General features: G+C 39.9%; 29 protein-coding genes. 21 read left to right on the plus strand and 8 right to left on the minus strand.

The annotated features are described in order from the left end of the window. The first annotated feature begins 2 nt into the window (after positions 1–2). From K1720_RS03190 to K1720_RS03230, 9 genes are all read left to right on the plus strand, one after another. Positions 3–599 carry a CalY family protein gene (locus K1720_RS03190; RefSeq protein WP_251949872.1) on the plus strand — a complete coding sequence of 199 codons (597 nt, stop codon included), beginning with the start codon at positions 3–5 and terminating at the stop codon, positions 597–599. A 40-nt stretch (positions 600–639) separates the two neighbouring features. Continuing rightward, positions 640–1,434, plus strand: coding sequence for a 2-phosphoglycolate phosphatase (locus K1720_RS03195; RefSeq protein ID WP_251949874.1), 795 nt, complete (start codon positions 640–642; stop codon positions 1,432–1,434). A gap of 122 nt (positions 1,435–1,556) precedes the next feature. Continuing rightward, on the plus strand, positions 1,557–2,087 hold the full coding sequence (locus tag K1720_RS03200) for an inorganic diphosphatase (protein WP_055280917.1): 531 nt from the start codon (positions 1,557–1,559) through the stop codon (positions 2,085–2,087). 34 nt (positions 2,088–2,121) lie between these two features. After that, the gene (locus K1720_RS03205; RefSeq protein ID WP_251949876.1) at positions 2,122–2,685 is read left to right on the plus strand and encodes a DNA-directed RNA polymerase; all 564 of its coding nucleotides are present in this window, start codon (positions 2,122–2,124) and stop codon (positions 2,683–2,685) included. Positions 2,686–2,687: 2 nt separating this feature from the next. Further along, a complete protein-coding gene (spt4, locus tag K1720_RS03210; RefSeq protein WP_251949878.1) occupies positions 2,688–2,873 on the plus strand; it encodes a transcription elongation factor subunit Spt4 in 186 nt (61 codons plus the stop codon). Position 2,874: 1 nt separating this feature from the next. Next, entirely contained in the window at positions 2,875–3,417 is a 543-nt protein-coding gene (locus K1720_RS03215) for a GTP-dependent dephospho-CoA kinase (RefSeq protein WP_251949881.1), read from the plus strand. Continuing rightward, positions 3,407–3,703 carry a 30S ribosomal protein S24e gene (locus K1720_RS03220; RefSeq protein WP_251949883.1) on the plus strand — a complete coding sequence of 99 codons (297 nt, stop codon included), beginning with the start codon at positions 3,407–3,409 and terminating at the stop codon, positions 3,701–3,703. Before K1720_RS03215 ends, K1720_RS03220 begins: the two co-directional genes overlap by 11 nt. A gap of 5 nt (positions 3,704–3,708) precedes the next feature. Continuing rightward, positions 3,709–3,876, plus strand: a complete 168-nt coding sequence (locus K1720_RS03225; protein WP_055280912.1) for a 30S ribosomal protein S27ae — start codon at positions 3,709–3,711, stop codon at positions 3,874–3,876. A 35-nt stretch (positions 3,877–3,911) separates the two neighbouring features. Beyond that, positions 3,912–4,490: a HemK2/MTQ2 family protein methyltransferase gene (locus K1720_RS03230; protein ID WP_251949885.1), complete on the plus strand. Its 579-nt coding sequence runs from the start codon at positions 3,912–3,914 to the stop codon at positions 4,488–4,490. Here the strand turns inward: K1720_RS03230 and K1720_RS03235 are convergent. Beyond that, a complete protein-coding gene (locus K1720_RS03235) occupies positions 4,477–4,617 on the minus strand; it encodes a hypothetical protein (RefSeq protein WP_251949887.1) in 141 nt (46 codons plus the stop codon). The two genes, K1720_RS03230 and K1720_RS03235, sit on opposite strands and share 14 nt — an antisense overlap. 123 nt (positions 4,618–4,740) lie before the next feature. On the opposite strand from K1720_RS03235, the gene twy1 reads away from it, so the two are divergent. From twy1 to K1720_RS03290, 11 genes are all read left to right on the plus strand, one after another. Next, a complete protein-coding gene (gene twy1, locus K1720_RS03240; RefSeq protein WP_251950464.1) occupies positions 4,741–5,718 on the plus strand; it encodes a 4-demethylwyosine synthase TYW1 in 978 nt (325 codons plus the stop codon). 85 nt (positions 5,719–5,803) lie between these two features. Beyond that, positions 5,804–8,062 carry a prenyltransferase/squalene oxidase repeat-containing protein gene (locus K1720_RS03245; RefSeq protein WP_251949889.1) on the plus strand — a complete coding sequence of 753 codons (2,259 nt, stop codon included), beginning with the start codon at positions 5,804–5,806 and terminating at the stop codon, positions 8,060–8,062. Positions 8,063–8,069: 7 nt separating this feature from the next. After that, positions 8,070–9,173, plus strand: coding sequence for an FtsZ/tubulin family protein (locus K1720_RS03250; RefSeq protein ID WP_251949890.1), 1,104 nt, complete (start codon positions 8,070–8,072; stop codon positions 9,171–9,173). Continuing rightward, a complete protein-coding gene (locus K1720_RS03255) occupies positions 9,157–9,774 on the plus strand; it encodes a hypothetical protein (RefSeq protein ID WP_251949892.1) in 618 nt (205 codons plus the stop codon). Before K1720_RS03250 ends, K1720_RS03255 begins: the two co-directional genes overlap by 17 nt. A 27-nt stretch (positions 9,775–9,801) precedes the next feature. Then, positions 9,802–10,518 (plus strand): class III signal peptide-containing protein, encoded by a 717-nt coding sequence (locus tag K1720_RS03260; RefSeq protein ID WP_251949894.1) that lies wholly within the window; start codon positions 9,802–9,804, stop codon positions 10,516–10,518. Position 10,519: 1 nt separating this feature from the next. Beyond that, positions 10,520–10,942: a hypothetical protein gene (locus K1720_RS03265; protein ID WP_251949897.1), complete on the plus strand. Its 423-nt coding sequence runs from the start codon at positions 10,520–10,522 to the stop codon at positions 10,940–10,942. Then, on the plus strand, positions 10,923–11,402 hold the full coding sequence (locus K1720_RS03270; protein ID WP_251949899.1) for a hypothetical protein: 480 nt from the start codon (positions 10,923–10,925) through the stop codon (positions 11,400–11,402). The genes K1720_RS03265 and K1720_RS03270 overlap by 20 nt, the downstream gene beginning before the upstream one ends. Further along, positions 11,399–12,841 (plus strand): hypothetical protein, encoded by a 1,443-nt coding sequence (locus K1720_RS03275; RefSeq protein ID WP_251949901.1) that lies wholly within the window; start codon positions 11,399–11,401, stop codon positions 12,839–12,841. The genes K1720_RS03270 and K1720_RS03275 overlap by 4 nt, the downstream gene beginning before the upstream one ends. Beyond that, complete coding sequence (locus K1720_RS03280; RefSeq protein ID WP_251949902.1) at positions 12,838–15,090, plus strand: hypothetical protein; 2,253 nt, start codon at positions 12,838–12,840, stop codon at positions 15,088–15,090. The genes K1720_RS03275 and K1720_RS03280 overlap by 4 nt, the downstream gene beginning before the upstream one ends. After that, positions 15,090–18,380 (plus strand): DUF2341 domain-containing protein, encoded by a 3,291-nt coding sequence (locus K1720_RS03285; RefSeq protein WP_251949904.1) that lies wholly within the window; start codon positions 15,090–15,092, stop codon positions 18,378–18,380. The genes K1720_RS03280 and K1720_RS03285 overlap by 1 nt, the downstream gene beginning before the upstream one ends. Positions 18,381–18,385: 5 nt before the next feature. Then, the gene (locus K1720_RS03290; protein WP_251949906.1) at positions 18,386–19,162 is read left to right on the plus strand and encodes a DUF2101 family protein; all 777 of its coding nucleotides are present in this window, start codon (positions 18,386–18,388) and stop codon (positions 19,160–19,162) included. Positions 19,163–19,283: 121 nt separating this feature from the next. Here the strand turns inward: K1720_RS03290 and K1720_RS03295 are convergent, their stop codons facing one another. Next, positions 19,284–19,448: a hypothetical protein gene (locus K1720_RS03295; protein ID WP_251949908.1), complete on the minus strand. Its 165-nt coding sequence runs from the start codon at positions 19,446–19,448 to the stop codon at positions 19,284–19,286. A gap of 287 nt (positions 19,449–19,735) precedes the next feature. Here K1720_RS03295 and K1720_RS03300 point away from each other — a divergent pair, with 287 nt between their 5' ends. Further along, positions 19,736–20,605: an SPL family radical SAM protein gene (locus K1720_RS03300; protein WP_251950465.1), complete on the plus strand. Its 870-nt coding sequence runs from the start codon at positions 19,736–19,738 to the stop codon at positions 20,603–20,605. A 10-nt stretch (positions 20,606–20,615) separates the two neighbouring features. Here K1720_RS03300 and K1720_RS03305 read toward each other — a convergent pair whose 3' ends face one another. The 6 genes from K1720_RS03305 to K1720_RS03330 form a co-directional block, all read right to left on the minus strand. After that, complete coding sequence (locus tag K1720_RS03305; RefSeq protein ID WP_251949910.1) at positions 20,616–21,182, minus strand: GMP synthase subunit A; 567 nt, start codon at positions 21,180–21,182, stop codon at positions 20,616–20,618. Then, entirely contained in the window at positions 21,183–21,578 is a 396-nt protein-coding gene (locus K1720_RS03310; RefSeq protein ID WP_251949912.1) for a HEPN domain-containing protein, read from the minus strand. Further along, entirely contained in the window at positions 21,571–21,885 is a 315-nt protein-coding gene (locus K1720_RS03315) for a nucleotidyltransferase domain-containing protein (RefSeq protein ID WP_251949913.1), read from the minus strand. The genes K1720_RS03310 and K1720_RS03315 overlap by 8 nt, the downstream gene beginning before the upstream one ends. Before the next feature lie 48 nt (positions 21,886–21,933). Next, the gene (gene guaA, locus K1720_RS03320; protein ID WP_251950467.1) at positions 21,934–22,857 is read right to left on the minus strand and encodes a glutamine-hydrolyzing GMP synthase; all 924 of its coding nucleotides are present in this window, start codon (positions 22,855–22,857) and stop codon (positions 21,934–21,936) included. A gap of 74 nt (positions 22,858–22,931) precedes the next feature. Continuing rightward, positions 22,932–24,383, minus strand: coding sequence for an IMP dehydrogenase (gene guaB, locus K1720_RS03325; RefSeq protein WP_251949915.1), 1,452 nt, complete (start codon positions 24,381–24,383; stop codon positions 22,932–22,934). Positions 24,384–24,499: 116 nt separating this feature from the next. Continuing rightward, positions 24,500–25,501, minus strand: a complete 1,002-nt coding sequence (locus tag K1720_RS03330) for a formate--phosphoribosylaminoimidazolecarboxamide ligase (RefSeq protein WP_251949917.1) — start codon at positions 25,499–25,501, stop codon at positions 24,500–24,502. Between the last annotated feature and the right edge of the window lie 69 nt (positions 25,502–25,570).

A 25,570-nucleotide genomic window follows, 5' to 3' on the forward strand; every position in this document is an offset into this window, starting at 1 on the left:
TCATGAGGAGAGAAGTTGTCTTCATGGTTATAGGTCTTTTATTAGGGGCGGTGGGATTTAAAATAGGTAGTGCGCTCTTTAGCGATATAAGCATCTCTGAAAACAATGAGATAGCAACCGGGGAGTTTGACGTCAGAATCAGCAAAACTGGAAACACATTCTACAACGATTTGAAGCTCTTTGAATTCAACGATCTTAAACCAGGAGACGAAATAAAGGCTGAGTTCTACATAAAAAACAGCGGGGACTTCAACATCTCGAAGATTCTCATAATTCCCCATGTCCAAGACTTGGAAAGCGGTGAGCTCACCGGAGCAGAGGCTTTGGTGGACAACACAACCGAGGTTGGAGAGCTAAGTCAAAACCTCATCTTGGAGTGGATTGTGATAACACATAACAACCAAACCTATACCTTAAGTGATTACTCCGGAAGGAGCCTATATGAGCTGAACAACCAGTCAATCTCAATCTTAACCTCACCCTTTACGCCTTCAGAAACCCTCAAAGTTACAATGTTTTTCTTAGTGAACCCCGAAGCGGGCAATGAGATCCAAAAGGACCTCTGCCTAATTTCAATGCAGATCTATGCTGAGCAGTGAGTTTTTAAACTCCTCTTTCCTTTCTCCTTTGGTGCTCACTATGATTGGAATAATCTTTGATATGGATGGTGTTATTTACAGGGGGAAAGAGCTCATTGATGGGGCTGAGAAAGTTATTGAGTTTTTAAGATCCCATGGAATTCCCTTCGTCTTCCTCACCAACAACTCCACCAGAAATGCCAGGATGTACAGGGAAAAGCTCAAAGAGATGGGAATTGAGGTTGAAGAAGAGAGAATAATAACCTCCGGCTATGCAACGGCCCAGTATTTAAAGAAACACTTTGAAAAAGGCAACGTTTTTGTGATTGGAGGAAAGGGCCTTGTGGAGGAGATTAAGTCCATTGGGTGGCCAATAATAAGTGTTGAAGAGGCTAAAGAAGCGTGGAAAGAAATAGAATACGTTGTCGTTGGCCTAGATCCTGATCTGACATATAAAAAGCTCAAATACGGATGTCTGGCAATAAGGAACGGGGCCCGGTTTATAGGAACAAACCCCGATACCACATATCCAAGCGAAGAGGGAATCCTGCCCGGGGCTGGCTCTATTATCGCTGCCCTTAAAGTCTCCACTGAGAAAGAACCACTGATAATAGGAAAACCCAATGAACCGGTTTTTGAAGTGGTTAGAGAAAAACTAAACGCTGATGAGATATGGGTGGTTGGCGATAGGCTTGATACGGATATAGCTTTTGCAAAGAGAATTGGAGCAAAGGCGATAATGGTTTTAACTGGGGTGAACACGCTTGAAGACGCGGGAAAAAGTGACGTTAAACCTGATTTAGTGCTTCCAAGCATAGGGGAGCTTTTGGAGTACCTAGAGACATTTTTTGAATAGTGGGGATGTTATGAGAGATTTAATCGACAACTTTAAAAACCAACCTTTAAAGCTAAATGCAGAAATCAACTTTTGGGTTAGATTTATAACTACGTCTTTTGAAAATCAAAGAGGTGATTGAAATGAATCCATTCCATGATTTGGAGCCCGGACCAGAAGTACCGGAAGTTGTTTACGCCCTAATAGAGATTCCAAAGGGAAGCAGAAACAAGTATGAGCTGGATAAGAAAAGTGGCCTTATAAAGCTTGATAGAGTCCTTTACAGTCCATTCTATTATCCGGTTGACTATGGTGTAATTCCACAGACATGGTACGATGATGATGATCCATTTGATATCATGGTTATCATGAGAGAACCCACTTATCCTGGAGTACTCATTGAAGCGAGACCAATAGGCCTCTTCAAAATGATTGACAGTGGTGATAGAGATTACAAGATCCTTGCAGTTCCCGTTGAGGACCCATACTTCAACGACTGGAAAGACCTAAGCGATGTACCAAAGGCCTTCCTTGATGAGATTGCCCACTTCTTCAGGAGATACAAGGAGCTTCAAGGAAAAGAGATAATTGTAGAGGGATGGGAAGACGCAGAAAAGGCAAAGCAAGAAATCCTTAGAGCAATAGAACTCTACAAGGAGAAGTTTAAGAAGTGAATCTCTCTTTCTTTAAAATTTTGGAGGTAAGAGAATGTACAAACTCCTTAGAGTTAAAGATGTCGTGAGAATTCCCCCAAGAATGTTCACAATGGATCCCAAAGAGGCTGCAAAGATAGTTTTGAGAGAGGCTTATGAGGGAATGTATGATAAGGATGAGGGAGTTATCCTAGCAATTTTGGACGTTCATGAAGTTAGTGAGGGCCTTATTATTCATGGAGACGGTGCAACATATCACGAGGCAGTGTTTGATGTTCTTGTTTGGAAGCCTGAGATGCATGAGGTTGTTGAAGGCGAGGTAATTGATGTTGTGCCTTATGGTGCGTTCATAAGAATCGGCCCTATGGACGGTCTTGTGCACATTTCTCAGCTTATGGATGATTATGTTGTCTTTGACGAGAAAAACGCCCAGTTTGTTGGAAAGGAGAAGGGCCACTTATTAAAGCTTGGCGACGCTGTTAGGGCGAGAATAATTGCCATAAGTGAGAAGAGCAAGATAATTAGAGAGAACAAGATTGGACTTACTATGAGACAGCCTGGATTGGGTAAGTTTGATTGGATAGAGAAGGAGAAGAGAAAAGCTGAAAGTGGTGAGTGAAAATGACTGAGAAGGCCTGCAGGCACTGCCATTACATCACCAATGAAGATCGATGTCCCGTCTGCGGGAGCAGGGATTTAAGTGATGAGTGGTTTGACCTCGTTATAATCCTTGATCCAGAGAACTCCAAAATAGGCCAGGCACTTGGTGTGAAAGTTCCAGGGAAATACGCTATAAGGGTCAGGTAGCATGTCCCGAAACTTTTACTACAAACTCACAGAGGACCTTAGAGATGAACTTAAAAATCCCCTAGGTAAGCTGGTAGAAGGCGAAATGCCCCAACCTTATCTGAAAGCCTCCGAGGAATTTAAGAATGCTCCCTTTTTAGTTACAGTGGGAGATGTCGTCACGGAAAATGTCCTCAGAGTTGGTATAAAACCCTCTCTGGCAATATATGACCACAAGACTAAGAGAAAGGAGTATGAACCTGATATTGAGCTTGGCGCGGTTGTGTTAACAACAAAAAACCCACCTGGAACAATAACGAAAGCTTTATTAAATGCTGTCAAAAAGTCCTTTGAACTTGTTAAGAGAGGGAAAAGAGTTTACCTAAAGGTGAACGGCGAGGAGGATTTGGCCGCCATCCCGGCCGTGATATATGCTCCTGAGGGAGCTTTGGTGATATATGGTCAACCTGACAGAGGGATAGTACTTATAAAGGTCACACCTGAATGTAAGCGCAGGTGCGCTCAGTTGCTTAGAAAGATGGAGGTGGTTTACGATGGAGATTAGGGTTATCGAGACTAAAGAGAACAAACTCTTAGGAAGAAAGGAGATATACTTTGAAGTTATTCACGAGGGAGAGCCCACCCCCTCAAGGGCAGACGTTAAGGGCAAACTCGTTGCAATGCTTGATCTAAATCCAGAAACAACAATTATCCAATACATAAGGAGCTACTTCGGTAGCCACGTTAGTAAGGGATACGCTAAAGCTTATGAGAGCAAGGAGAGAATGCTCTATATAGAGCCTGAATACATATTGAGAAGAGAAGGAATGATACAGGAGCAGGAGGAGTGATGTAAATGGCTGGTAAGAAGACATCCCAAAAGTGGAAGTTCTACGAAGTTAAGGATGGCAAGGTCTCAAGGAAGAACAGATTCTGCCCAAGATGCGGCCCAGGAGTTTTCATGGCAAACCACAAAGACAGATGGACATGCGGTAGATGCGGTTACACTGAGTGGAAGAGATGAAGCTTTTCTTTTTTAATTAACCTTCTGGTGAACCCATGTTATACTATGAAGGCCTTAAGATAAAGCTCCATCCACAGGTTTATGAGCCTGCCGAGGATACGTTTCTCCTAGCAAGAAACCTCAAGGTTAAGGAAGGGGACATTGCCTTGGATGTCGGCACGGGTACTGGAATAATAGCCCTTTTAATGGCAAGAAAAGCAAGGTTTGTTCTTGGAGTTGATGTTAACCCAATTGCAGTTGAACTGGCGAAGGAAAATGCAAAGATAAATGATATAACAAACGTTCAGTTTAAATTAAGCAATCTTTTCGAGAATGTGACTGGAAAATTCGATGTAATCACATTCAATGCTCCCTACCTTCCCGGGGAACCCGAAGAACCAATAGACCTTGCCCTTGTTGGTGGAGAAACTGGAAGAGAGGTTTTAGACTCTTTTTTGGAACAATTTGATAGTTATCTCCACGAAAAAGGAGTGGTTCAGATAGTTCAGTCCTCAATAACAGGTATAGAAGAGACTTTAAGAAAACTAGAATCTAAAGGATTTACCCCAGAAATAACAGCTAAGGATAGGTATTTTTTCGAAGAAATTGTCGTGATTAGTGCTAAGCGAGCCTAATTCTTGGGATTTCTTGAATAAATCTCACTTTTGGTTTTGACTCTATATGAGTATCCTCTTCGAAAAACTCTCTTTCAAAAATCCTCTCACGTGTTTTGATTATGATGGTTGGTTTTAACTTCTGCATGAAAGTGCGGTAACCGTAATAGTATTTAAGTCTTTCGCCGAAATATTTTTCGACGAGAAAATATTCAATACCCTATTGCAAAAATTTTTAAACTCTATCCCGCACCCAGATTAGGTGAGACTAATGGATGTAAAACCAAACATGCCTGAGGAGATTGTAAATTTGTTTAAAAAACAGCATTACGCTCTTGTTGGTCATCACAGTTCAGTTAAACTCTGTCATTGGTTAAAGGAGAGTATAAAACACAATCGTGTTTGCTACAAGCAGAAGTTCTATGGGATAGAATCCCACAGATGTCTTCAGATGACTCCGGTTACAGCCTGGTGTACGCACAATTGTATCTTCTGCTGGCGCCCCATGGAAGGATTTTTGGGAATAGAGATGCCAGAACCACTGGACGATCCCGCATTTATTGTGGAAGAGAGTATAAAGGCTCAAAGAAAACTTCTAAGTGGTTACTGGGGAGTAAAAGATCAAATAAACGTCAAAAAGCTTGAAGAGGCTATGGAGCCAAGGCATGCAGCTATAAGTCTCTCAGGCGAGCCAATGCTATATCCAATGATAGGGGATCTCGTGGAAGAGTTCCACAAGAGAGGATTCACAACGTTTATAGTGAGCAATGGTACTGAGCCAGAAGTTCTGGAGAAGATGTTCAAAGAAAACAAACTCCCGAAGCAGCTCTATGTCTCTCTGACGGCCCCCGATGAAGAAACATACCAAAAAGTAAACGTACCCATGATTCCAGATGGTTGGGACAGGATAAATAGAACACTTGAACTTATGAGGAATCTGCCTGTGAGAACCGTTATACGGCTCACTCTGGTTAAGGGCGAGAACATGCACAATCCAGAAGGCTATGCAAAGCTTATAATGAAAGCAAGACCAATGTTTGTTGAGGCCAAGGCTTACATGTTTGTGGGCTTTTCCAGGAATAGGCTAACTATAAACAACATGCCAAGTCATGAGGACATAAAGGCATTTGCTGAGGAGCTCGTGAAACACCTTCCTGGGTACCACATAGAGGACGAGTATCCTCCTAGCAGGGTTGTTCTAATAATGAGAGACGACGTGAGCAAGGCGGATCGGGTTATAAAACATTAACTCTTTTCCGCAACCTTTATTTGTTTTGACTGCGTAACATTTAATTAGGTAAATTAGTAAAAAACTTAGTTTAGAGGTGCCGGGAATGAAAAGAATATTTTCGCTAATTTTAATCCTGCTAATAGTGATTCCTTATGCTGGAGCACTCCCCATTTTAGACGCTTCCACGAGGTTTCTAATTGAGGGCGAGGATTACATGGATGGTACTCAAGAGATAAGTTTATCCTTAATGGCCTTGCTCTCGAGCTATTCTATCGCTGAGAATCTTACCAAAGAAAATATCGCGAGTTTTGTGGATGAGCTATTGAAGAGACAAAATGAGGATGGAGGATGGGGATATTACGAGGGAAGTGTGAGTAATGTTGTGGACACTTCTTATGCAGTTATAGCGTTAAAACGAGCAGCAGACTTTTATGCTTCTACTGGAGAATCCTATTATGATGTCTCAAGTGCCCTTAGGAAAGGGCTGAGTTTTCTAGTAAGGTCCTACACCATGAATGGATGGGGCTACATACCAAACACACTGCCAGAGTTCTATCCAACCCTTATGGCAGTTTGGGCGTTGGGTGAGAATGGATATACGGAAAAGAGCAGATATGTGGAGGGAGCAATAACATACTTGGAGTCGGCCGAGAGGATGGAGATAAGTGAAGCGAAGGCCGTTGGACTAAAGATCCTTGCCTATAAGAGTGTTGGTTATCAAATACCTGAATCCCTCATTGAAAAAGCATGGGAGCTCGTAAATTCTGACGCTATTACCATAGATGAGAGAGCCCTGCTTACCTATGTGCTTACCACTCATGAAGGATTGACTTTTGAAGTTGCCAAACTCCTCAGCAGGCTAGAAGACCTAGCAGAGAGCAATGAAACCTTGATTTATTGGGCCAACGTTCCAGAAGAGTGGACAAACAGGGAGGTATTCGTGGCTTCAGCATTTGCGGTCATGAGTTTTGCAACAGCCAATGCTCTCGGAGGAGTAGGGGGCATCATTTCAATAGAAGACTCCTGTTCTGCCCTTGAAAAAGTCCAGAATCCAGATGGAGGATGGGGGTACAGAGCAGGCTATAGCTCTGATGATAGAACCACTTATTACGTTTTAAAGGCATTGAAGAGGTGCTACTTTAAAGATGAAGTCATTGAGAAGGGCCTAGAATGGGTTGAAAGCAGACTCCCTGAGAACATGGAAAAAGTTTCTAAAGAAGGACGATTAAACTCTGCTTACATTTACAACCTCCTCACGCTTCTAGAGTTTAACATGCTCAATGAAACTGAGAAACAAACCCATATCTCATTTATAAAGAGCTTGAGTGAGGATGGGAAATGGAAGACGGTACTTGGGCCACAACCATACGATACAGCTCTTGCTATAAAGGCTCTCCTAGCATTGGGGGTTGATCCAAGTGATGAGGACATAGTAAAAGCAAAAGAGTGGCTCCTCTCACTACCAACAGATGGATGGGGCCTTCGCATACAGATTGCCGTTCCATTTAGGGTCCGTTATATCATGCCCACAGTTCCCACAACTTTAGAGGTTCTTGAGGCTCTCACTCCACTGGTCACTAAAGAAGATGTTGAAAGGCACTTGACATGGCTTATGGAGCAGAAAATCGAAGATGATGGATGGCCTGTTGTTAAGGAGATTTATATTAGAGACATCCTGATGTATTTAGGGGTCCCATCAGTTGAACTCACAATACGGGCCACTAAAGTCCTATACGACTTTGGCATAGACTACCGTGCTGAGACGTTTAACTGGCTTTTGGATCACCGCAGCGATGGTTTATGGGGAACAACTTTAACAGAATCCGCCCTTGCAGTACTCTTCTTCTCTGAAATGGGGAATGTATTAATTAAGCCCCTCAATTTATATCAAGTCCTCAAGCAGATTCCCGAGAAGAACTTTACGATCCTTTACACTTCTGGTTATAACTCCACTGCAGTTTCACTTGGAGAAGCCCTCAGTGGAGTATTTGAAAAGAGCTTTGAGATTAAGCCCTTTGAAGAGTTTGGGGATTCCAACTACATCGTAGTCTCAGACTTCAATACGTTTAATATACTCCAGTACAACCCGTACATTAAGGTAAAGAGCGATGATATGTATGTCTATCTTGATGATGCGAGCTATCCAATAAATGACACGGTAATTTTAATTCCAGGAAAAACCAGCGAGGGATACCTACTGTTTGTACTCTCATCTAAAGGTGCAGAGGATATTGTGAGCACGTTCTTCAGTTCCACGATAATCAAGTACCTCAATGGAGCCGCCTGTGTAATAACGCATGAGGACAAGAACCATAACGGGGTAGTGGAGTTTGATGAATTGAACATCGAGCTTGTGGGGTGAAATTACTTTGAGGGCTTTAATCATTGGAGTAGGCCAGTGTGGGACAAAGATAGCGGATTTGTTCGCCTTAGTGGACTTTGAGGCACTGGCCATAAACACCTCAAAGAGTGACCTTGATTACCTAAAGCATATTCCTAGGGAACGGCGTATACTCATAGGCGAGAGCCTAACTGGAGGAAAGGGAGTAAATGCAAACCCAGTACTCGGAAGAGAGGCAATGAAAAGAGATCTTTCAATGATAATGAAGAAGATAAACTCGATGGTAGGTTACAGCGACGTTGATATCTTTTTCCTCACTTTTGGTTTTGGTGGTGGAACAGGGGCTGGAGGAGCTCCAGTTTTGGCTGAAGCACTGAAAGAAGAATATCCGGATTCACTCGTCGTTGCAATTGGAGCACTCCCATTAAAGGAAGAAGGGATAAGACCAACAATAAATGCTGCAATAACAATAGACAAGCTTTCCAAAGTAGCCGATTCAATAATAGCCATAGATAACAACAAACTTAAGGAGAGTGGCGAGGACATAACACGGGCCTATGAGAAAATAAACCATACGATAGTTGAGCGCATAGCATCCCTTCTGGCATTAATAGACATTCCCGGAGAGCAAACACTCGATTCCAGCGATCTGAAGTTCGTACTTAATGCTTTTGGAAGCTTCGCTACTGTAGGTTATGCAAAGGCTGAAGCAAATAAAGTTAGGAATCTCTCCCGGCTTATCTTAAAGTCATTTGAGAACGAGGGGCTTTATCTCGAAGCAAATATAGAGTCTGCCCTTTATGGGTTAGTAGCAATCCACGGGCCTCCTGAGCTTTTAAAAGCTAGAGACATATTTGAGGCTCTCAGTTACCTAACCAAAAAGATTAAAGGAAAGCAGATTTTCCGCGGCTTTTATCCAGATCCAAGGGAAAAGGAGATAGAAGTTGTCACTCTCTTAACAGGGATTTATGAGAGTAAAAGCATTGAGGACATAGTGATAATCGCTAAACAATATGCTCAGTCATTCATAAAAGCGAAAGAAGAGGCCGAAACAAAGAAAAAAGAACTTTTGACAGGTCTACCGGATTTTGATGACATTTATCCGGGTGAGATTAATGAAAGACTCGATTGATGTTGCCCTGGAGCTGAAGGAAAAGGAAGTCTACTCCCACATAGCCCACGAAAGCGCAGAGGACATGATTAGAATAATCTCTTCTATAGATGCTGAAAGAGCAAAAAACAGGGGAGAGATAATTCATTATGAAGATGACTGGGATGATTTGATGAGACAGAGAGTGGCCAAAGGAAAAAGACACACTGCATTTGATTTCTACAATCCTGCTCTCCTCACGATATGGGAAAACAAAGTAAGAGGTATGAAAAAGGTTAAAAACGTATTTAAACTTGGGTTAGTGCTTTTAGGCATTTTTCTGGTAGCAGGAATAACAGCCACGATTATCTATGGCGAATTATGGGTTTTAATTCCTTTGAGCCTCATTCCGATGGTGATATTTCTGCTGGACTATAAAAAGAACGCCCTTGATCTCGGTTACTACCAGCTTACCCAGCTTTTTATTGAAGAACTTAAAGAACTCCTAAAGAAATATGAACTTGACCCCGAACGGTACAAATTCAAAATATTTAATCATGATTATTTCGGAGTTTTAACGAAAAAAATTGGCACCAATGTTTTTGCAATGGTAAAGAAAGATGAAACGGATGGAAAGCGTTAAATAATTTGTTGACGTGTTATTATTAGTATGGTGAGAGAGATGAAAAAAGGACAGATATCGCTGGAGTTCCTATTCATATTTATATTGTTCCTCGTACTCTTGACTTTCTCGATTAGAAATATTACCTTCTCCAGCGAGCATTCTGCAGATATGTTGAGAATTCAGGTTAGTGAAGAGGCGAAGTTGTTTGCAAACACGGTTTCCAATGCTATATCTCAGGTTTATGCGCAAGGACCAGGTGCAAAAACCACCGAATACTTCACTTTTAGGTATCTAAATGATGAGTATTTTCTTAAGAAGGCCTTTGCAATGAATAACAAGCCCTACATTGTTGTGGGTTATCAAAATGGGACCTATGTAACAATACTCGAGTTTAACGAGACAATTATCTTTACTTCTTATGACACGGGTACAGATACCCTCTCGGCGAATATGGTGCCCATTCAAAGTGAAACGGATGCATTGAAAAAGAACTTCTTCCTTGCCGGTTCCCTCTACCGGAGAGACCTCAGCAATGCTAGCATTTATAGTGTGGTGGGAATTGGTGTGGAGTATAATGGGACTACGTATTCCCCCTCTATCTTAAACCTCAATATAACTCCATATAACGGGATACTGCTTTTCCCAGAAGTTAGCCCTACCACGTTAAAGATAGTTGTTGAATGGAATCCGGATAGGAATGAGAGCTGGATTTTCAACTCTACTGCCCAGGAGCTTAGGATAAACCTTAACGTCGGTGGTTAGTATGAGAGGACAGTTAAGCTTGGATCTGCTTTTCGCTTTTGTACTTGTTACTCTTACGATGTTAAACCTGATTTATCTAGCCAATAATGAGATGGCCCATGCAGAGAGTTTTGATGCAATGGCAAAGGTGAGAGTTTTTTCAGCTGAAATAGTCGACCATACGGCCAAAGTTTATGCCGTGGGGGAAGGATACAGACTGAAGGAGGAAACTCCTCAAATAAGTGGAGCCACTTTTCGCATCACTTTTAATGGAGTTGCGAACAAAATAATAGTCAACGTGACAGTGGATGGGAAGAGTTATTGGATAGTTAAGAACTCCACGGTTCCTGTGACTAATGCTTCAATAGTGGTTAACAGTGGAGAGAGTTTTTGGATAACTACTGTAAGGATAGGTGAGATGCTTTATGCGAATATCACGGAGTAAGGGGCAAACGGCCATTGAGATGATATTCATACTAGGCATACTTTTCATCGGGTTAATCATGATTGTCCCCTCTTACACGGATAATAATACAAATATAATGATAGTGAGCTATGTGAGGAGTTCCCTTTCAAAGGCCATTGACTACCTGAACACGGGAGTTATGACTGACGATGAGCCCTATAAAAGCACACTAAATCCATTATTATCACAGATCACAGAAAATCCACACTTATCTATTAAAAATTTCACCTCAGAGGAGAGCATAAGTGAAGTCAACATAACAATACTGATTTCAACTCCATATTTATCTATCCAGAACCTTAATGCTAGCATTGTTTCAAACCTCACGGAGTTTCTTGAAAAAGATCTCGTGGAAAACTATCGTTTTACAAACAATACTGGGATTTTGAGGTATGGTGGGAAGAGAGTAAACATAGAAATTGATGTGGTGAGAGGATGAGAAGAAAGGGACAATTACTTTCAATAGATGCTTTACTTTCACTGGTCATTGTTGTCATGGTTGTGGGGGTAGTTATGAATACCAATGATATGATAAAGGCTGAGATAACAGGCCTTTTAGACTGGTATGATAGGGCAAACATTGCCAATAACATGCTTGATGTTTTAACTAAAAACCCCGGCTATCCTGAGAACTGGGAAGAGAATGTGAGTAATGTTAAAGTGGTGGGATTGAGAGATGCTGATTATCCATTTGCCTTAGACTATGAAAAAATAGAGGCCTTAAACACTTCTATAAATGGTGCATTTATACAAAACAGCTATCTTTTGAAGCTAAGTAGAGCTCACGATTTTGAAATTGAGGTTTATATAACAAAAAGAGACGTCAATGCTAGTGGACGATTTCCAAAAGGAGAGGAAAATATAGTATTTGAGGCTAATCCAGGGGTGAACCTAGATATAAATGGAAGTTCTCCTAGTGGGATATTTCAAGTTGAATGGATAGAGATAACAAAAAACAATGGATCGGTATATAGAAACGAGCAAATATGTACTTCTCTAAAAAGTGGTAACAATGTGGATTTAGAAAACAATGATGTGCTTGAATTTAAAGTTTCAGAGGACATAACAATCACTGGAATAAGAGGCGAGGTAATAGGGCCCTATTTGATCCCTGCAGGTTCAATAGTTACAATAAATGTGCTTATAACCCAGTCTCAAGGATTTCAAATAAACTATGGAGGTGGGAGCTGTCCTTACCTCTTCAAGGTAGCTGGACAAGGAAACGTGAAAATCTCAGTGGATTATGTAGATTATGGGAATTGGAACTTGACTTCCCGTGTTACTCATTTTTCAAACCTTACGGAGCCTACGTACATGTTTGCTGTAATTAATGGATCACTATACACAGATGAAAGTGTGATAAATGCATCAAAGGCTCGTTCACCATGGATACAATATGAAAGAAGAGACTTTGTAATTAAAAAGGAGATTTACAATAAAACCATTAAAGTTGGAACTACTAAAAAAGTGTTGGTTTCTGGGAGACTTGTTGAAAATATTCCTGCTCACTTTTATTTAGAGCTTCAAGTTTCGGGCACTGGAAATGCGACATTTGTTGTTGTGGATGATGTTCAAGTTAGAGGTCTTTTTATAGAGAAAACATCTCAGGACTCTGCCCTCAAAGCTGTACTCTTTTGGAGAGAAGATGGACAGAACATAACAAAGTTTTACACAGGGAATACCACTAGTGTAAAGATACTTTGGGGCGATTTATTTGAAGAATTACCATCAGAGTACATGTCAAAGATTGTTGAGCTGTGGATATATGAGAATAACTTCTCGGATCTCATTCTCGAGGATAAAGGTGATTTAGGCCTTCTGTTAGATCCCATTTTTGAACAAGGAAGGATAAAACTATGGGTGTGGGATGACAGATGAGGAGAAAGGGATTTATCTTTACATTAGATGCTCTCTTATCAGTGTTATTAGTAATGGTATTTGTGACGAGTGTTATCGTTGTGAGCGATAACGTGGGGATATATTCAACTTACATGCGGGAACAAAATAAATACATTGCTGAGGATGTTTTAACTATTTTGAGAGAAGTGTCATTAAAAGACTTGGTTCCTCAACAAACACTGTCCCGGTGGGAAAGAGACGAAATACTAGATACGACATTTGTTTCACGAGACATGAGTCCTCTTGAAATCGTTGCTACGTACTGGACTATTGATCCCATTTATCCAGAGTTTAACCTAAAGCGCAAAGCCGAGATAATATTGGGTTATCTCTTAAACTCCACATTGGAAGGATATAACTATGAACTCTTGATAAACAACTACACTAGCCCTCATTTGAGAAATGTAGAAGGTAATTATTCAAAAGCTCTAGAAGTCTCTCCAGCCACGTTGGTATTAAGTGGATACATTTTCAATCAAACTCCTCGTGGATATGTGGCAAGAGCGTATTTGACAAAACTGCGAGCCAAAGAAACAACTTATACTTACTTTGGAAGCTCAGCATTCGCATATGCTCCAAGTAGTCAGGACTATACAATAATAAGATACATAATACCAAATGAAGAGGAGAATGAATTGCCGTATGATGTTAATATAACGAAAATAAAGTGGTTCGCTCAGCCCAGATGGTTTTCTCCTTCCTCATATATGCGCTTGTTTATAGATGGAGAGGCAGTTAAGTGTGGCCAGTTTAGAGATGATGCCTTTGTAGGATACAGCATATGGGAAGTTCTTGAGGATTCAAATTCTAATGATCCACTGACGTGTAATATGTTGGAGATTCTAAAGAGGCACAATGATTTAAGAAGGCACACTTTTGAAGTATGGGTTTATAATCCAGCGGGCTCTCCCTACACAGGGGGTGTTCATCCTAACGTTTTTATAACTCTAACTTATCAAACATCCCAGTTAAGCACTTTCAATTATCCGCAAACATTCCATTTTGATGAAATTGAAACAAAGCATCCATTTCAAGTGGAAAATGCTATTTTTATAGGAGGAAACTTAAGCTCATTATACGTTCAGGTTCAAATCCTAAATGCGTCAAAAGTTAGTGAGCCTAACTATCCTAAACTTTACTTAACTTATCTTGACAGACAGATTTCAGTAGGAGTTGGAACATACATTGGAAATGATACTTACGTCTGGGACAATCAGACTATTTTTACTGCACTTCAAAATGGGGGTATATATATTGGTAATTTATCAAAAACATACTTGTGGTTTGCAGTAACTTTTGGAATGGATTACCAGGAGCCTCCTTATGGAGATTCTACCAGTTATGGATATAAGTTGAAACTTAATTATGATACCTCCTATATTAGGGCCGTATATACTCCAGAAACTGCGAAAACTCTCTATTCTATTGACATAACAGAAGAGATAACAAAAGACGATGTTATAGCTAGTACGTATGCAAGAACTGCGTATCAGTCAACATTTTATACAATGCTCACTTGGAGGTACACTCTTCCCCTAAATGTTACTCCCATCTGGGCGAAACTTCATATTGTTAGGTTGCACTATCTTAATGATCCAGACAAGGATCAGAAGATTTCTATATCTCCAGGCGTGAACAACTGGACTGTATTATACTGTCACAGTAGCGGAAATCTTGAGTGTACTCCAAATAAACCATTTGCAGATCCAGCATTCACCAGATGGGGAATAGTTGATACGATGAAAAATAATACTGGGGATATTGTAACAAATGCTATCCTACCTGGGGATAACTATATCAAAGTGGAAACAGGAGACGCTTATGTTATATCTCAGGAGTTTACTACAGGTGAATTTACATATTTGTTGGACGCATATGCTCCTTATGGAGACATAAAGCCATATTTACTCCAGGGATATCCGGAAGTCCAAGCATACAATCTCACGTATAAATATGGCAGTGGAAGTCTTGGAAGTATATTTGTTGGAGATATAAAGGCTATTGAAAATGGGAGGTACATGAACCTTACAGTTGATCAGCTCAATCCTCAAGAGTATGCTGTTGATGATGCTATTATAAGGCTATTTCAGAAACTAGGGGGAGATGGATGGAATACACCAATATTAATTGAGCTTAAGGATACAAAGATAAGTTTCGCATCGTTGAAAGGTATTCCTAGGTCTATTGAACCAATAACGATAACCTTGCGGGTTTGGAGGGAGAGCTAATGAAAAGGAGAGGGTTTATATTTAATTCACTAGTTTTGGTCCTTCTTATCCCCATGCTCTTACTTCTGGCAACGTATGAAGACGTCACCTCCTGGATTGTACAATCTCAAAGTGAGAGAGTACAAGTAGAGAGAACGTTTAGAGTGACTTCTTACTTAGAAGAAGATTTCAAAAATGCTTTGGAATTATCAACTAAGCGTGCATTATCATTAACAGTGGATTTTGTGACCAATGAGCACACACCAATAGATAATGCGAGTAAAGCTATACAAGAATTGATTTTAAGAGGAACGTATCCGCAACTTAGTGGATATAGTAGAGTGAACCTTTTCATGAGGAATAATACTCTGCGAGACTGGATTGTTAATTTGAGAGACGAGCTGAGTAGACAGGGCTATATTTTAAGTCCTTCCGTCGATGAGATTTTAAATAATGTCCAAATAACAGTGGCGCCTTTAGATTCATTTCATGTTGTTGTAAATGCATCTATATCGAATATATTAATTCAGGATCTCTCAGGTAAAGTAGTCTACAATTCATCTCTTCCTCAGGATGGCAGCATATACGCTGTGATTTCTATAGAAGGAATGGAAGATCCTCTATTCTCATATTTGACTTATGGTAGATATTCTAGGATAGTCAGTTCGTGTAAATTTATGTATCCAAATTTAGCAAAACCTATTAAAGTAATAGAAGGATCTGGTTCTTCGGATATAGAGAAGTTTTCGGGCCAAGTCTCGATCTCTCTTGAAAACCTTACCTCAAATAAAATCTATGTAGGAGATTATTATACTGAGAAGGATGCTTTGGGATATATTGTAAAGAATGAGCCTGGTGTATCAGTTGACAAGCCCATAATATTCAACACCACCATTAATAATATCGTGGTTTCTCCGTTAGATATATTTGAAGACGAGGACATAGCTGTGATGGTCTTTGGAAATGTAAGTGGGGCTTGGTGCCCAGATGCCTCTGCATATGAGTATAGAGTTGAAATGAATATTTCAAGTTCGGACTTTGAGCCCAATGCCTTAACTCTCCTTGAGATTCCAGCATCTGCATTGGCGAATGCATATCATGATGGAAATTTGGCCTCAATTAGAGTATATGACGTTGGATGCAATCCAGTTTCATTCTGGATAGAAAAGTGGGGAAGCGATGAAATATTAATCTGGATAAAAACAGGAACTACAAACCAGTATTTCATATATTATACCACGGATCCAGCTTATGCCATCGATGGATATAACAAAGAGACACTGTTTGACCTCTACGATGATTTTGAAGGTACCTCAATAGATACTACCAAGTGGGATATATTAGGAAGTGCTACTGTGGATGGAAATGGGAGCTTAATTGTGTCTGCTAATGAAAAAACGAGTGTTTTAGAGTCGAAAATATCATTTAACTATCCGATATTTGTGAGATATAAAATGAAAAGTACCTCTGGGACTTCTGACTTTGACTCTGGAATAGCAGTAGTCTTTGGAGTCTCAGGAGGAGAAAGGCTGTTAGTCAATGTGACATATGCAGGTTCACAAATTTCTGATTATACTAATATCCAGATTCCAATTAAACTTGAAGGAACGGACTTCCCCGATTATATTAACGCTCAAGATAATACAGCAGAAATTAAGGTTTATGATAACCAGGAGAATGAGGTCCCATTTTGGATTGAATACTGGAATACCACTGAGAGAAAGGCACTAATATGGGTAAAAAGCAGTTTTACATATGACCGTCGGCAAGGAAACACATACTATTATCATGCTACTTTTTACATTGAATACAACACTGGAACTCTGACAAGAGGAAATGGAACGGCCGTGTTTGAGTTTTTTGACGACTTTGAGGATAGTACTTGGCAGGACACATGGGACTTGGTAGGGGGTACAAGTGCCAATATTGCTCAAACTAATGGGAACTTGATAATAAAAAATGGTAACAACCTTCTAGTATTAAGAAACAATGCGGATATAAATCTCTACGGGGATCATGCAATTAGATTTAGAATGAGACCCTACAGTTACTATGGAGATTGGGATGCGGGAATTGGAATTGAAGACCTGAATGTTAGGGTTGGGTATTATAACACTCTATTATTTACCGATGATGCAAGAGGTGAAAATACAAGGAATGGGGATTATTTGGCAGTTCATAGAGCCTGGTGGGATAATGGACGGCCCGATGAAATCAGGCAAGAACGTGAGGATAACAAATTCCACACGTATGAGGCTCAACTATTCCCTTATGATAATGATGTTTACTTCTACGATCTTACAAACGGTAGGGATAATTATGATTTTCGTTATGTAGAGGATCCCTTGTACAGGATATACCTTGTATTGGATAATGAGAACAATGATAACTGGGTGTACTATGACTGGATATTCCTTAGAAAATATCTGGATGAAGATAATCTCAGCTATAATGTCCAGCAAGTATCCTCTGTCCAAAGCATGCCTATGCAATATATCGATGATAATCCTGGAAATGTTGATCATAATGGCGATTTACTAGCAATACTCCAAAATTGGACCAGTTCATTGGCAAGTTCATCCACTAGTAGTGATTTAACAGCATATCGCAGGTACGAGGTGATTTTCAATTATGATTCTAGAGGCATTTCTACCACGTTTTCAGATCTGGACGCTGTTTCTAGGATTACCTCGGCTTCCGTGGTGACTTCACCCCAACTTCCCTTGAAAGTGCAAATAATTATTGACAATCTCGCGGGTAACGATGCTTATTTCGACTGGATTATAGCTGGGAGGTACCCATATGTAAGCACTCAACCACAGTATTCTTCTCCGGAGTCCAAGGCCTCAGTACAAAGTGGGAAAAACGCAAGAGCTTATAATATCCAACCTTATGTGGACTGTATCCAAGAGTATAAGTACTTCGGTGTTAGTGGTTATCCATCCTTCCTTGAGCGCTTGGAGGGAGGATCTACTACAAATAGAGTGTACTATGAAACCCTCGCTGCAAAAATGCAGGAAGCAGTATATGGTGAGGCTAAATACCCAATTGGGCTTGTTAGCTTTATCCTTCCAAAAGACTTACCTCCAAATTTAGATTTCCTTGTTAGAAAACAACCTGCTGTTGACTTCATATATTTGGACTATGAAAATTACAGAAGTGATAGAAGCGATGTATATAAAGTACTTGGAATATCTTCTAATGGGGGCGTTGCTACTCCGATCATAGATGAGAATTTCTATTTGGACTATCAGATAGCAACAGCAATATTCGGGGGACGAGGAGCCCAAGATTTACTAGTTTCGGGGTGATAATCATGGAGCTTGATAGAATCCTATATAAAATTGGTGAAATAGCGGAAGCATTCACTGGAAAATCAATCCAATGGATTAAAGACATTGTAAATCCTACTCCCTCTCAAAAACCTCCAAAGTTCAAATTCCTTAAGAAGCTGATAAAAAGAGAGCTTACAGTTCATGAATTCTTAAGTTTAAACCTTCAACTCTCCTTTATCTTTTATCTCGTATTCGCTCTCTTATTGGTAGTTCTTTTTGGGAATGAGCTATATCTAACTATTATTTCGGTTGCTTACTTTATTTATCTTCGCTACATACTCATTAAAAACCGTGACTTTTTCATTGAAGTTGAGCCTTACAGATTCTTCTATTATGGGCTCACTGCAATAGGTTTTCTTTCCTTTTTGGGCTATCTCCTAATAAGAAGGTTCGCAAAGAATGTCTATTACTTCTACGCCTACCTTATAGCTATTTTTGTCATTGTATTGGTCTTTAGATACATCTACAAATCGAAGTTTACTAGGGATTGGACTTATGGGGTAGTAGAAGACGTCAAAGGTGAGCTTGTGCTGGTAAGTGTTCACGATGACATACGAGCCAATGTGAAGCCTGGTAAATATTGGGTGGATAACACTGAAGATGTTGAAGTGGGAGATGTCGTAAAGATTCTCGTAGAAGAAAGAATCTTCAGGAGCGCTATTCCAAAGAGAGTGTTAGAAGTTCATAAAGCGAAACCTTCATCATCAAAAACCTCAACAGAACCAAAAGCTGAAAGTGAAAAGAGCACTAGTAAGTAAATAGAGGTATATGGCTCTCTTTTGTAAGTCTTCACAAACCCCCTTCCATTCTTAATTACAAGAGGTTCTACTTCTTTAGAGGGTGAGTTGATAATAATTTCTCTCTCGTTAAATCTGCAATCTAAATTAAGGCCTTTACAAATCTTTTCGATAAATTTACATGCTTTTTTGTAATCTTTAATTTTCGCATGATAATGTATGGTGTACCCCATGGAAAACCACCTATCACAAGGGCACCTGCCTTTTCAGAGGTCGATTTTGGAAATCTCGGGATGATTACTATCATTAATCTTATAAAATTTTCTATTATATTAAAGTAAAAACTAAGCGGATTCAATGGCATCTGTGCTCTACGAATTTCATGTTTCATGGCAAAAGGAGGACAGATTCCTCTAAGGCTCCTCGTTTAATAGGAAGAACCGATTTTTTGTGTTTTTGAGAAGCTTTAAATAGAATTAGGGAATAATCATGTGTAGGGAAGAAAAATAGAACTAGGAGTGAAGAAGGGATGAAGATACTTCTAGGAGAGTTAGCATTTCTGATGGAGGTATTAGTGTGGTTAACCAAGTTCAAGTGAAGTCCATTCTGAATAAACACAAAAATAGAGATGCTTGGTTTTTAGATGATTATTCGATAAATCCCTATTACGGGTGCTCATTTAACTGCATTTACTGCTATACAAAGGGGAGCAAATATGGAGAGCATATGACAAAAAGTTTATCTGCAAAAATAAATGCTCCAACGGTTCTAGAAAAACAATTGAAACGAAGAGCAAGGAAGGGAGAGTATGGGGTAATTGCTTTATCCACCTCCACAGAACCATATATGCAAATTGAAGAGAAATTAAACCTCACTAGAAGTCTCCTAAAAATTATTTTACGATATAGATTTCCCGTCCATATTTTGACAAAGTCAAAACTTGTTTTGAGGGATATGGACATATTAAAGAAAATTGATGAAAATGCAAGACTACCCAAGGATTTAGAGCAAAAATTGGATCATAGGGTAATTATTTCATTTTCCATCTCAACTTTAGATGAAAAATTAGCAAAAATCCTTGAGCCCAGGGCACCAAAACCTACAGAACGCTTGGAAACTATGAAGAAGTTCAAAGAAGAGGGGTTTCTCACGGGAATTTGTTTCATTCCGGTTCTTCCATTTTTGTCAGATTCAGAGGAAGACCTTGATGAAATGGTAAAAACTGCAGCAGAGTATGGAGCGGATTTTTGCTTAATTGGAGCTTTAACATTATTTGGCAGTGGTCCAAGAGACTGTAAAACCCTTTATTATCAGTTTTTGGAGGAATATTACCCTGAGCTTGTTCCTAGATATAAGAAACTTTATGGGAATTTTTGGGCGCCCTCTAATCACTATCAAAAGAGACTTGAGGAAATATCAAGAAAATTATGTGAAAAATATGGCATTAAAAGCAAGATTATATAAACAAAAAGACTTAAAGTTCCCCACAAATCTTGACAAAATTCTTATAGATTTCACTTCCCCTTTCTGTATGTGCAACCTCTGGATGGAACTGTATTCCATAGATTGGCAGATTTTTGTGCTTCATAGCCTCAACGGGGCAGAACTCACTCTTAGCTAAAAGTTCGAACTCCTCCGGAAGTTCTTTAACTTCATCCATATGGCTTTCCCAGACCTTAAGCTTTTCCGGAAGCCCTTTGAAAATGTCATTCTCTTCTAGAATCTCAACTTCAACCAGACTGTATTCTCCTTTTTCTCCCCTTCCCACTTTACCACCAAAGTACTTCGCTATAAGCTGGTGCCCCAGACAAATCCCTAGGATTGGCACGTTGAATTCCTCGTAGTGTTCCAAGATTGCTCCACAGTTGCCTGTTCTATCTAAATCCGGTCCACCTGAGAATATTATACCCTTTGGGTTCATTAACTTTATTTCCTCTAGGGACGTAGTGTTGGGGATTATTTTTGCCTCTACTCCAAGATATCTAAGGGTGCGCCAAATTCTGTGAACATATTGCCCGTGGTTATCCATTATGATGATCATTTAAATTTCCTCCAAAAATCCTTTTTCTGCGAGATAAGCCTTTGTAAAGTCAATAAATTCTTTTGAGAATTTCACAATTTCTTTTGCTCTCTCCTTTGGTATCTCTAGCATGACTTCATAATCAGCTTCATGTCTTAGGTTAAATCCCATTATTAAGTGAGTGTAGAGTCTGTAAGGAACTTCCCCCGTTTTTACTAGCTCTTTTCCAAAAAGAGCTATTAAAGAAGAGTGTTTCGAGACAGTGATGTTTTTAGTTAGTAGTATTGCTTCGGCACAGTAAAACATAGTATAATACGCTCTAGCTGCTGCAAAATCATAGAATCCTTTAGTTAAAAGTTCTTGACTTGCTTTTAGGCTCTTTTCTGCTTTGTTTATTAGTGCTTTAAATTTATTCAATTTTAATTCCCTCCTTTTTCACACTTTGGAGGAAAGGTGAATCTAAAGACATGAAATCCTTCTTTGGGTAGTCCATTATTGAAATCACGATTTCGTATTTGAGGCTTAATTTTGTGGCTATTTCGTTTACTTTTTCATATTTGTGTAGGTCTAATTTCTCCTTTACAACCAGAAGAATATCAATATCACTCTCTCTGGAGTAATCTCCTCTTGCATAGGAGCCATAGAGTATTATATCTTCAATTTCGTCCCCTAATGCTTTTTTTAGATTTTCCTTTAGCTCTCTTAAGAGCATCTGGAGATTCATGTTCTCACCAATTTAAATTTTCCTTAATGACCTTAAAGTTTTCTTTGTTCACTCAAACTCAATCGTCGCTGGGGGTTTGTTTGTTATGTCGTATAAAACTCTCCCCACCTGTGGAATCTCACTTGTTATCCTGAAGGCTATTCTTTGGAGCACGTCAAAAGGAACGTTCATGGCGTTTGCAGTCATTCCGTCCAAACTCTCAACCACTCTAACCGCTATTGTCTCTTTGTAGGCCCTTATGTCCCCTTGCACACCAACGGTTTTGACTCCCAAAAGCACGGCAAAGGCCTGCCATGGTTTAAGGCCTGCTTTTTCAATTTCTTCCTCCACTATTGCGTTTGCCTCTCTTACTATCGCAACTTTTTCTGGAGTAACTTCACCTAAGACTCTAACGGCTAATCCTGGGCCTGGGAATGGCATTCTGTGGTATATTTTCTCAGGAAGGCCAAGTTGCTTTGCAACTTCTCTCACTTCATCTTTGTAAAGGTCTCTTAAAGGTTCAATGAGCTTGAGGTTTAACCTCTCAGGAAGTCCTCCTACATTGTGGTGGCTTTTTATTTTTCCTTGGCTTTCAATCCAGTCTGGAGCTATTGTGCCTTGGATAAGAAAATCTGCATCTATCTCATTGGCAACCTCTTCAAACACATCTATGAAGGTCTTGCCTATTATTTTTCTCTTCTCTTCTGGGTCTGTTACGCCTTTAAGTGCGGTGAAAAATCTCTCTTGTGCATCTATGTAAATTAAATTTAAGCCAAATTCCTCTTTAAATGTTTTTATAACAAATTCTGGTTCTCCTTTTCTGAGAAAGCCAGTGTTCACGAAGACTGCGTAAAGTTTATCGCCAATAGCGTTGTATGCTAGGATGGCTGCTGTAGAGCTATCCACACCCCCACTTAGGGCTATTATGGCTTTTTTCTCTCCTATCGTCTCTTTAATCTCTTTAACCTTCTCTTCAATGAATTTTTCCCACATGAGCGTCACCTTCAACATAAAATTGTAAAATTTACTTTAAAAAATTTATTATTTAAACAAAAAAAATGTAAAAATCACCTTTCGAGTGGATAGTTAGGGGCTTCGTTTGTTATGGCTATATCATGAGGATGACTTTCTTTGACTCCTGCTGGGGTAATTATCACAAATTCTCCTTTCTTTTTAAGTTCTGCGATGCTTCTTGCTCCCACGTATCCCATTCCGGCCTTTAATCCACCTACAAGTTGATAGAGCACTTCGCCAACCTTGCCCTTATATGGAACAACCCCTTCAATGCCCTCTGGGACGAATTTTCTTGTTTTCATGTGGCCTTTTTGATAGTATCTCTCTGCCCCACCTTTCATCATAGCTCCTAGGCTACCCATGCCTCTGTACTGTTTGTATTTCCTTCCGTTTATTGTTACTTCTCTTCCTGGAGCCTCCTTTGTACCTGCCAGGAGATTTCCAAGCATCACGGCATCGGCACCGGCTGCTATAGCTTTCACGATATCTCCAGAATATCGGATTCCTCCATCAGCTATCACTCTAATCCCGTACTCTATGGCGCTGTCTGCTACCATTGATATTGCCGTTATTTGTGGTACACCAACTCCAGCGACTATCCTTGTTGTACATATGCTTCCTGGACCAATACCAACTTTAACAGCATCTGCAAAGGTTAGATCATCAACGGCTTTGGGATTTGCTATATTCCCCACAATGAGTTCTGCCTCTACTTTGCTCTTTATTTCTTTCATAGCTTTTATTGCCTTCAAATTATGTGCGTGAGCTGTGTCTATGACTATGACATCAACTCCAGCTTCATCTAGGGCCACCGCTCTTTTAATATCGAAAGGAGAAACCGCGGCAGCAACTATCAACCGCCCTTCTTCATCTCTTACTGCATTTCTATGCTTTTTCCTAGCTAAGAGGTCTCCTATAGTGATGATTCCCACTAATTTTCCATCATCATTCACTATCGGAACTCTGTCTATACTGTTCTCTATCATTAGGGCCATAATTTCTTCCACACTAGCACTTTCTTTCGCTGTTATCACGTCCTTTGTCATGACTTCTTTTACCCTCTCTCCTTCCCGGGTGGTTATATCAGTCTTTGTAACTATGCCTACAAGTTCTCCGTTGTCAATAACAGGAAGGCCGTCTATTCCCTCTCTCTCCATTAAGAAAAGCGCATAATCTATAGTTTCTTCAGGAGAAATTGTAATAACTTCTTCCACAGTCTCTTCTCTCTTCACTTTTCTGACCATCTCAGTTTGCTCTTCTATACTCATGTTTCTGTGGATAACGCCTAACCCTCCTAGTCTAGCCATAGCAATGGCCATTTCCCATTCTGTCACTGTATCCATAGCTGCACTGAGAATTGGAATGTTAAGTCTTATCTTTGGAGTAATTTGTGTAGAAACGTCCACATCTTTTGGTTCCACTTCAGTTCCCTGCGGGATTAAAAGCACGTCATCAAAGGTATATCCTTTTATGGCATTGACAAGCTTTTGTGTAAATTTACCCATTCTTTTTCTCCTCCCTCACCGTTTTTAACATAAGAATGTACAGGGCTTTTAAAGTTTACTTTTCTTTTGAAAGGTTCGCCTTTCAGGGAGGAAGATGTCAGGAAAAGAAAAGGAGATTAGGTTAAAATTTCCTCAAGCCTTTCTTCTTCGATGGCCTGCTTAATTTCCCGCGCAATTCTTCTTCCAGTGCTCATTGGTTCGTTGTATTTAATCCATGTATATGGGGAGCCGTTTATGAAAGGATTGGTTCCAGCTACGATTCTTGCTGAGATCTCAAAAACCACGAACTCCATATCTTCGGTGATCACACCCTCAAGACAGAACGGGCCCCATAAGCCACCCATAAGTCTCTCTGAAGCCCTTATTACGTTCTCTCCAGCCTCAATAATGCCCATAAGAAGACTCTCCCTAAGTACTATTGGAATGTTCCCTATCACTGTGTAACTTGGTTCTATTCCAATTTTTAGTTGTTGTTCTGCATTTATTCTGCCTATTGCGTCTGCATTGCTTTCATATCTTTTATCAACGCTCATGAGCTCCAGCTCCTTATTGAGTTTCGAGTAGAAAAAGTGGGGATAAACGGGAACTCCTATGACGTACTCTTGTATTTGGACTTCTTTTAAGTCTTCTTTATTCTTAACCCCTAGATTTGAAGCCTTTTCCCAGAATTCTTCGGGTGTTTTTGCTATAAAATATCCTCGGCCTCCTTTAGCCCCGTGAGGTTTTACTATCACAGGCCTATCTATCTCATCCGGATCTTCAATAACTTCTGGAACCCTTATCTTTGCTTCTAAAAGCCACTTTCTCTCAAGTTTTCTGTCACTTTCCCACCTGAGGACTTTTTTGTTTCCATAATACAGAGCTTTCATATTTTCGACTTTTTCAATGCCTAGATAGGCCACAAAGGAGCCTGTAGGGATTATTATTGCTTTCTTTTTAAGTAACTCCTCTTCGGGGTATTCATGGGGAATGAACTCATCTGCAACGGGAAAATACTTTGTGTAGAGTGGCCTAACCCTTTCCTTTCCAAAGGCAAGTGTCTTAAATCCTTCTTGCTTTGCTCCATGAAGTATTTGAAGTGCGGAGTGAGATGCATAAGTGGCAATGCTAAACTTCATTCTATCACCAAGAAAATGTAAAAATCAATTACTTTTAAGGTTTATTTTTACATGAAAATGTTAAATACA

Source organism: Thermococcus argininiproducens, assembly GCF_023746595.1.
GTDB lineage: Archaea > Methanobacteriota_B > Thermococci > Thermococcales > Thermococcaceae > Thermococcus_A > Thermococcus_A argininiproducens.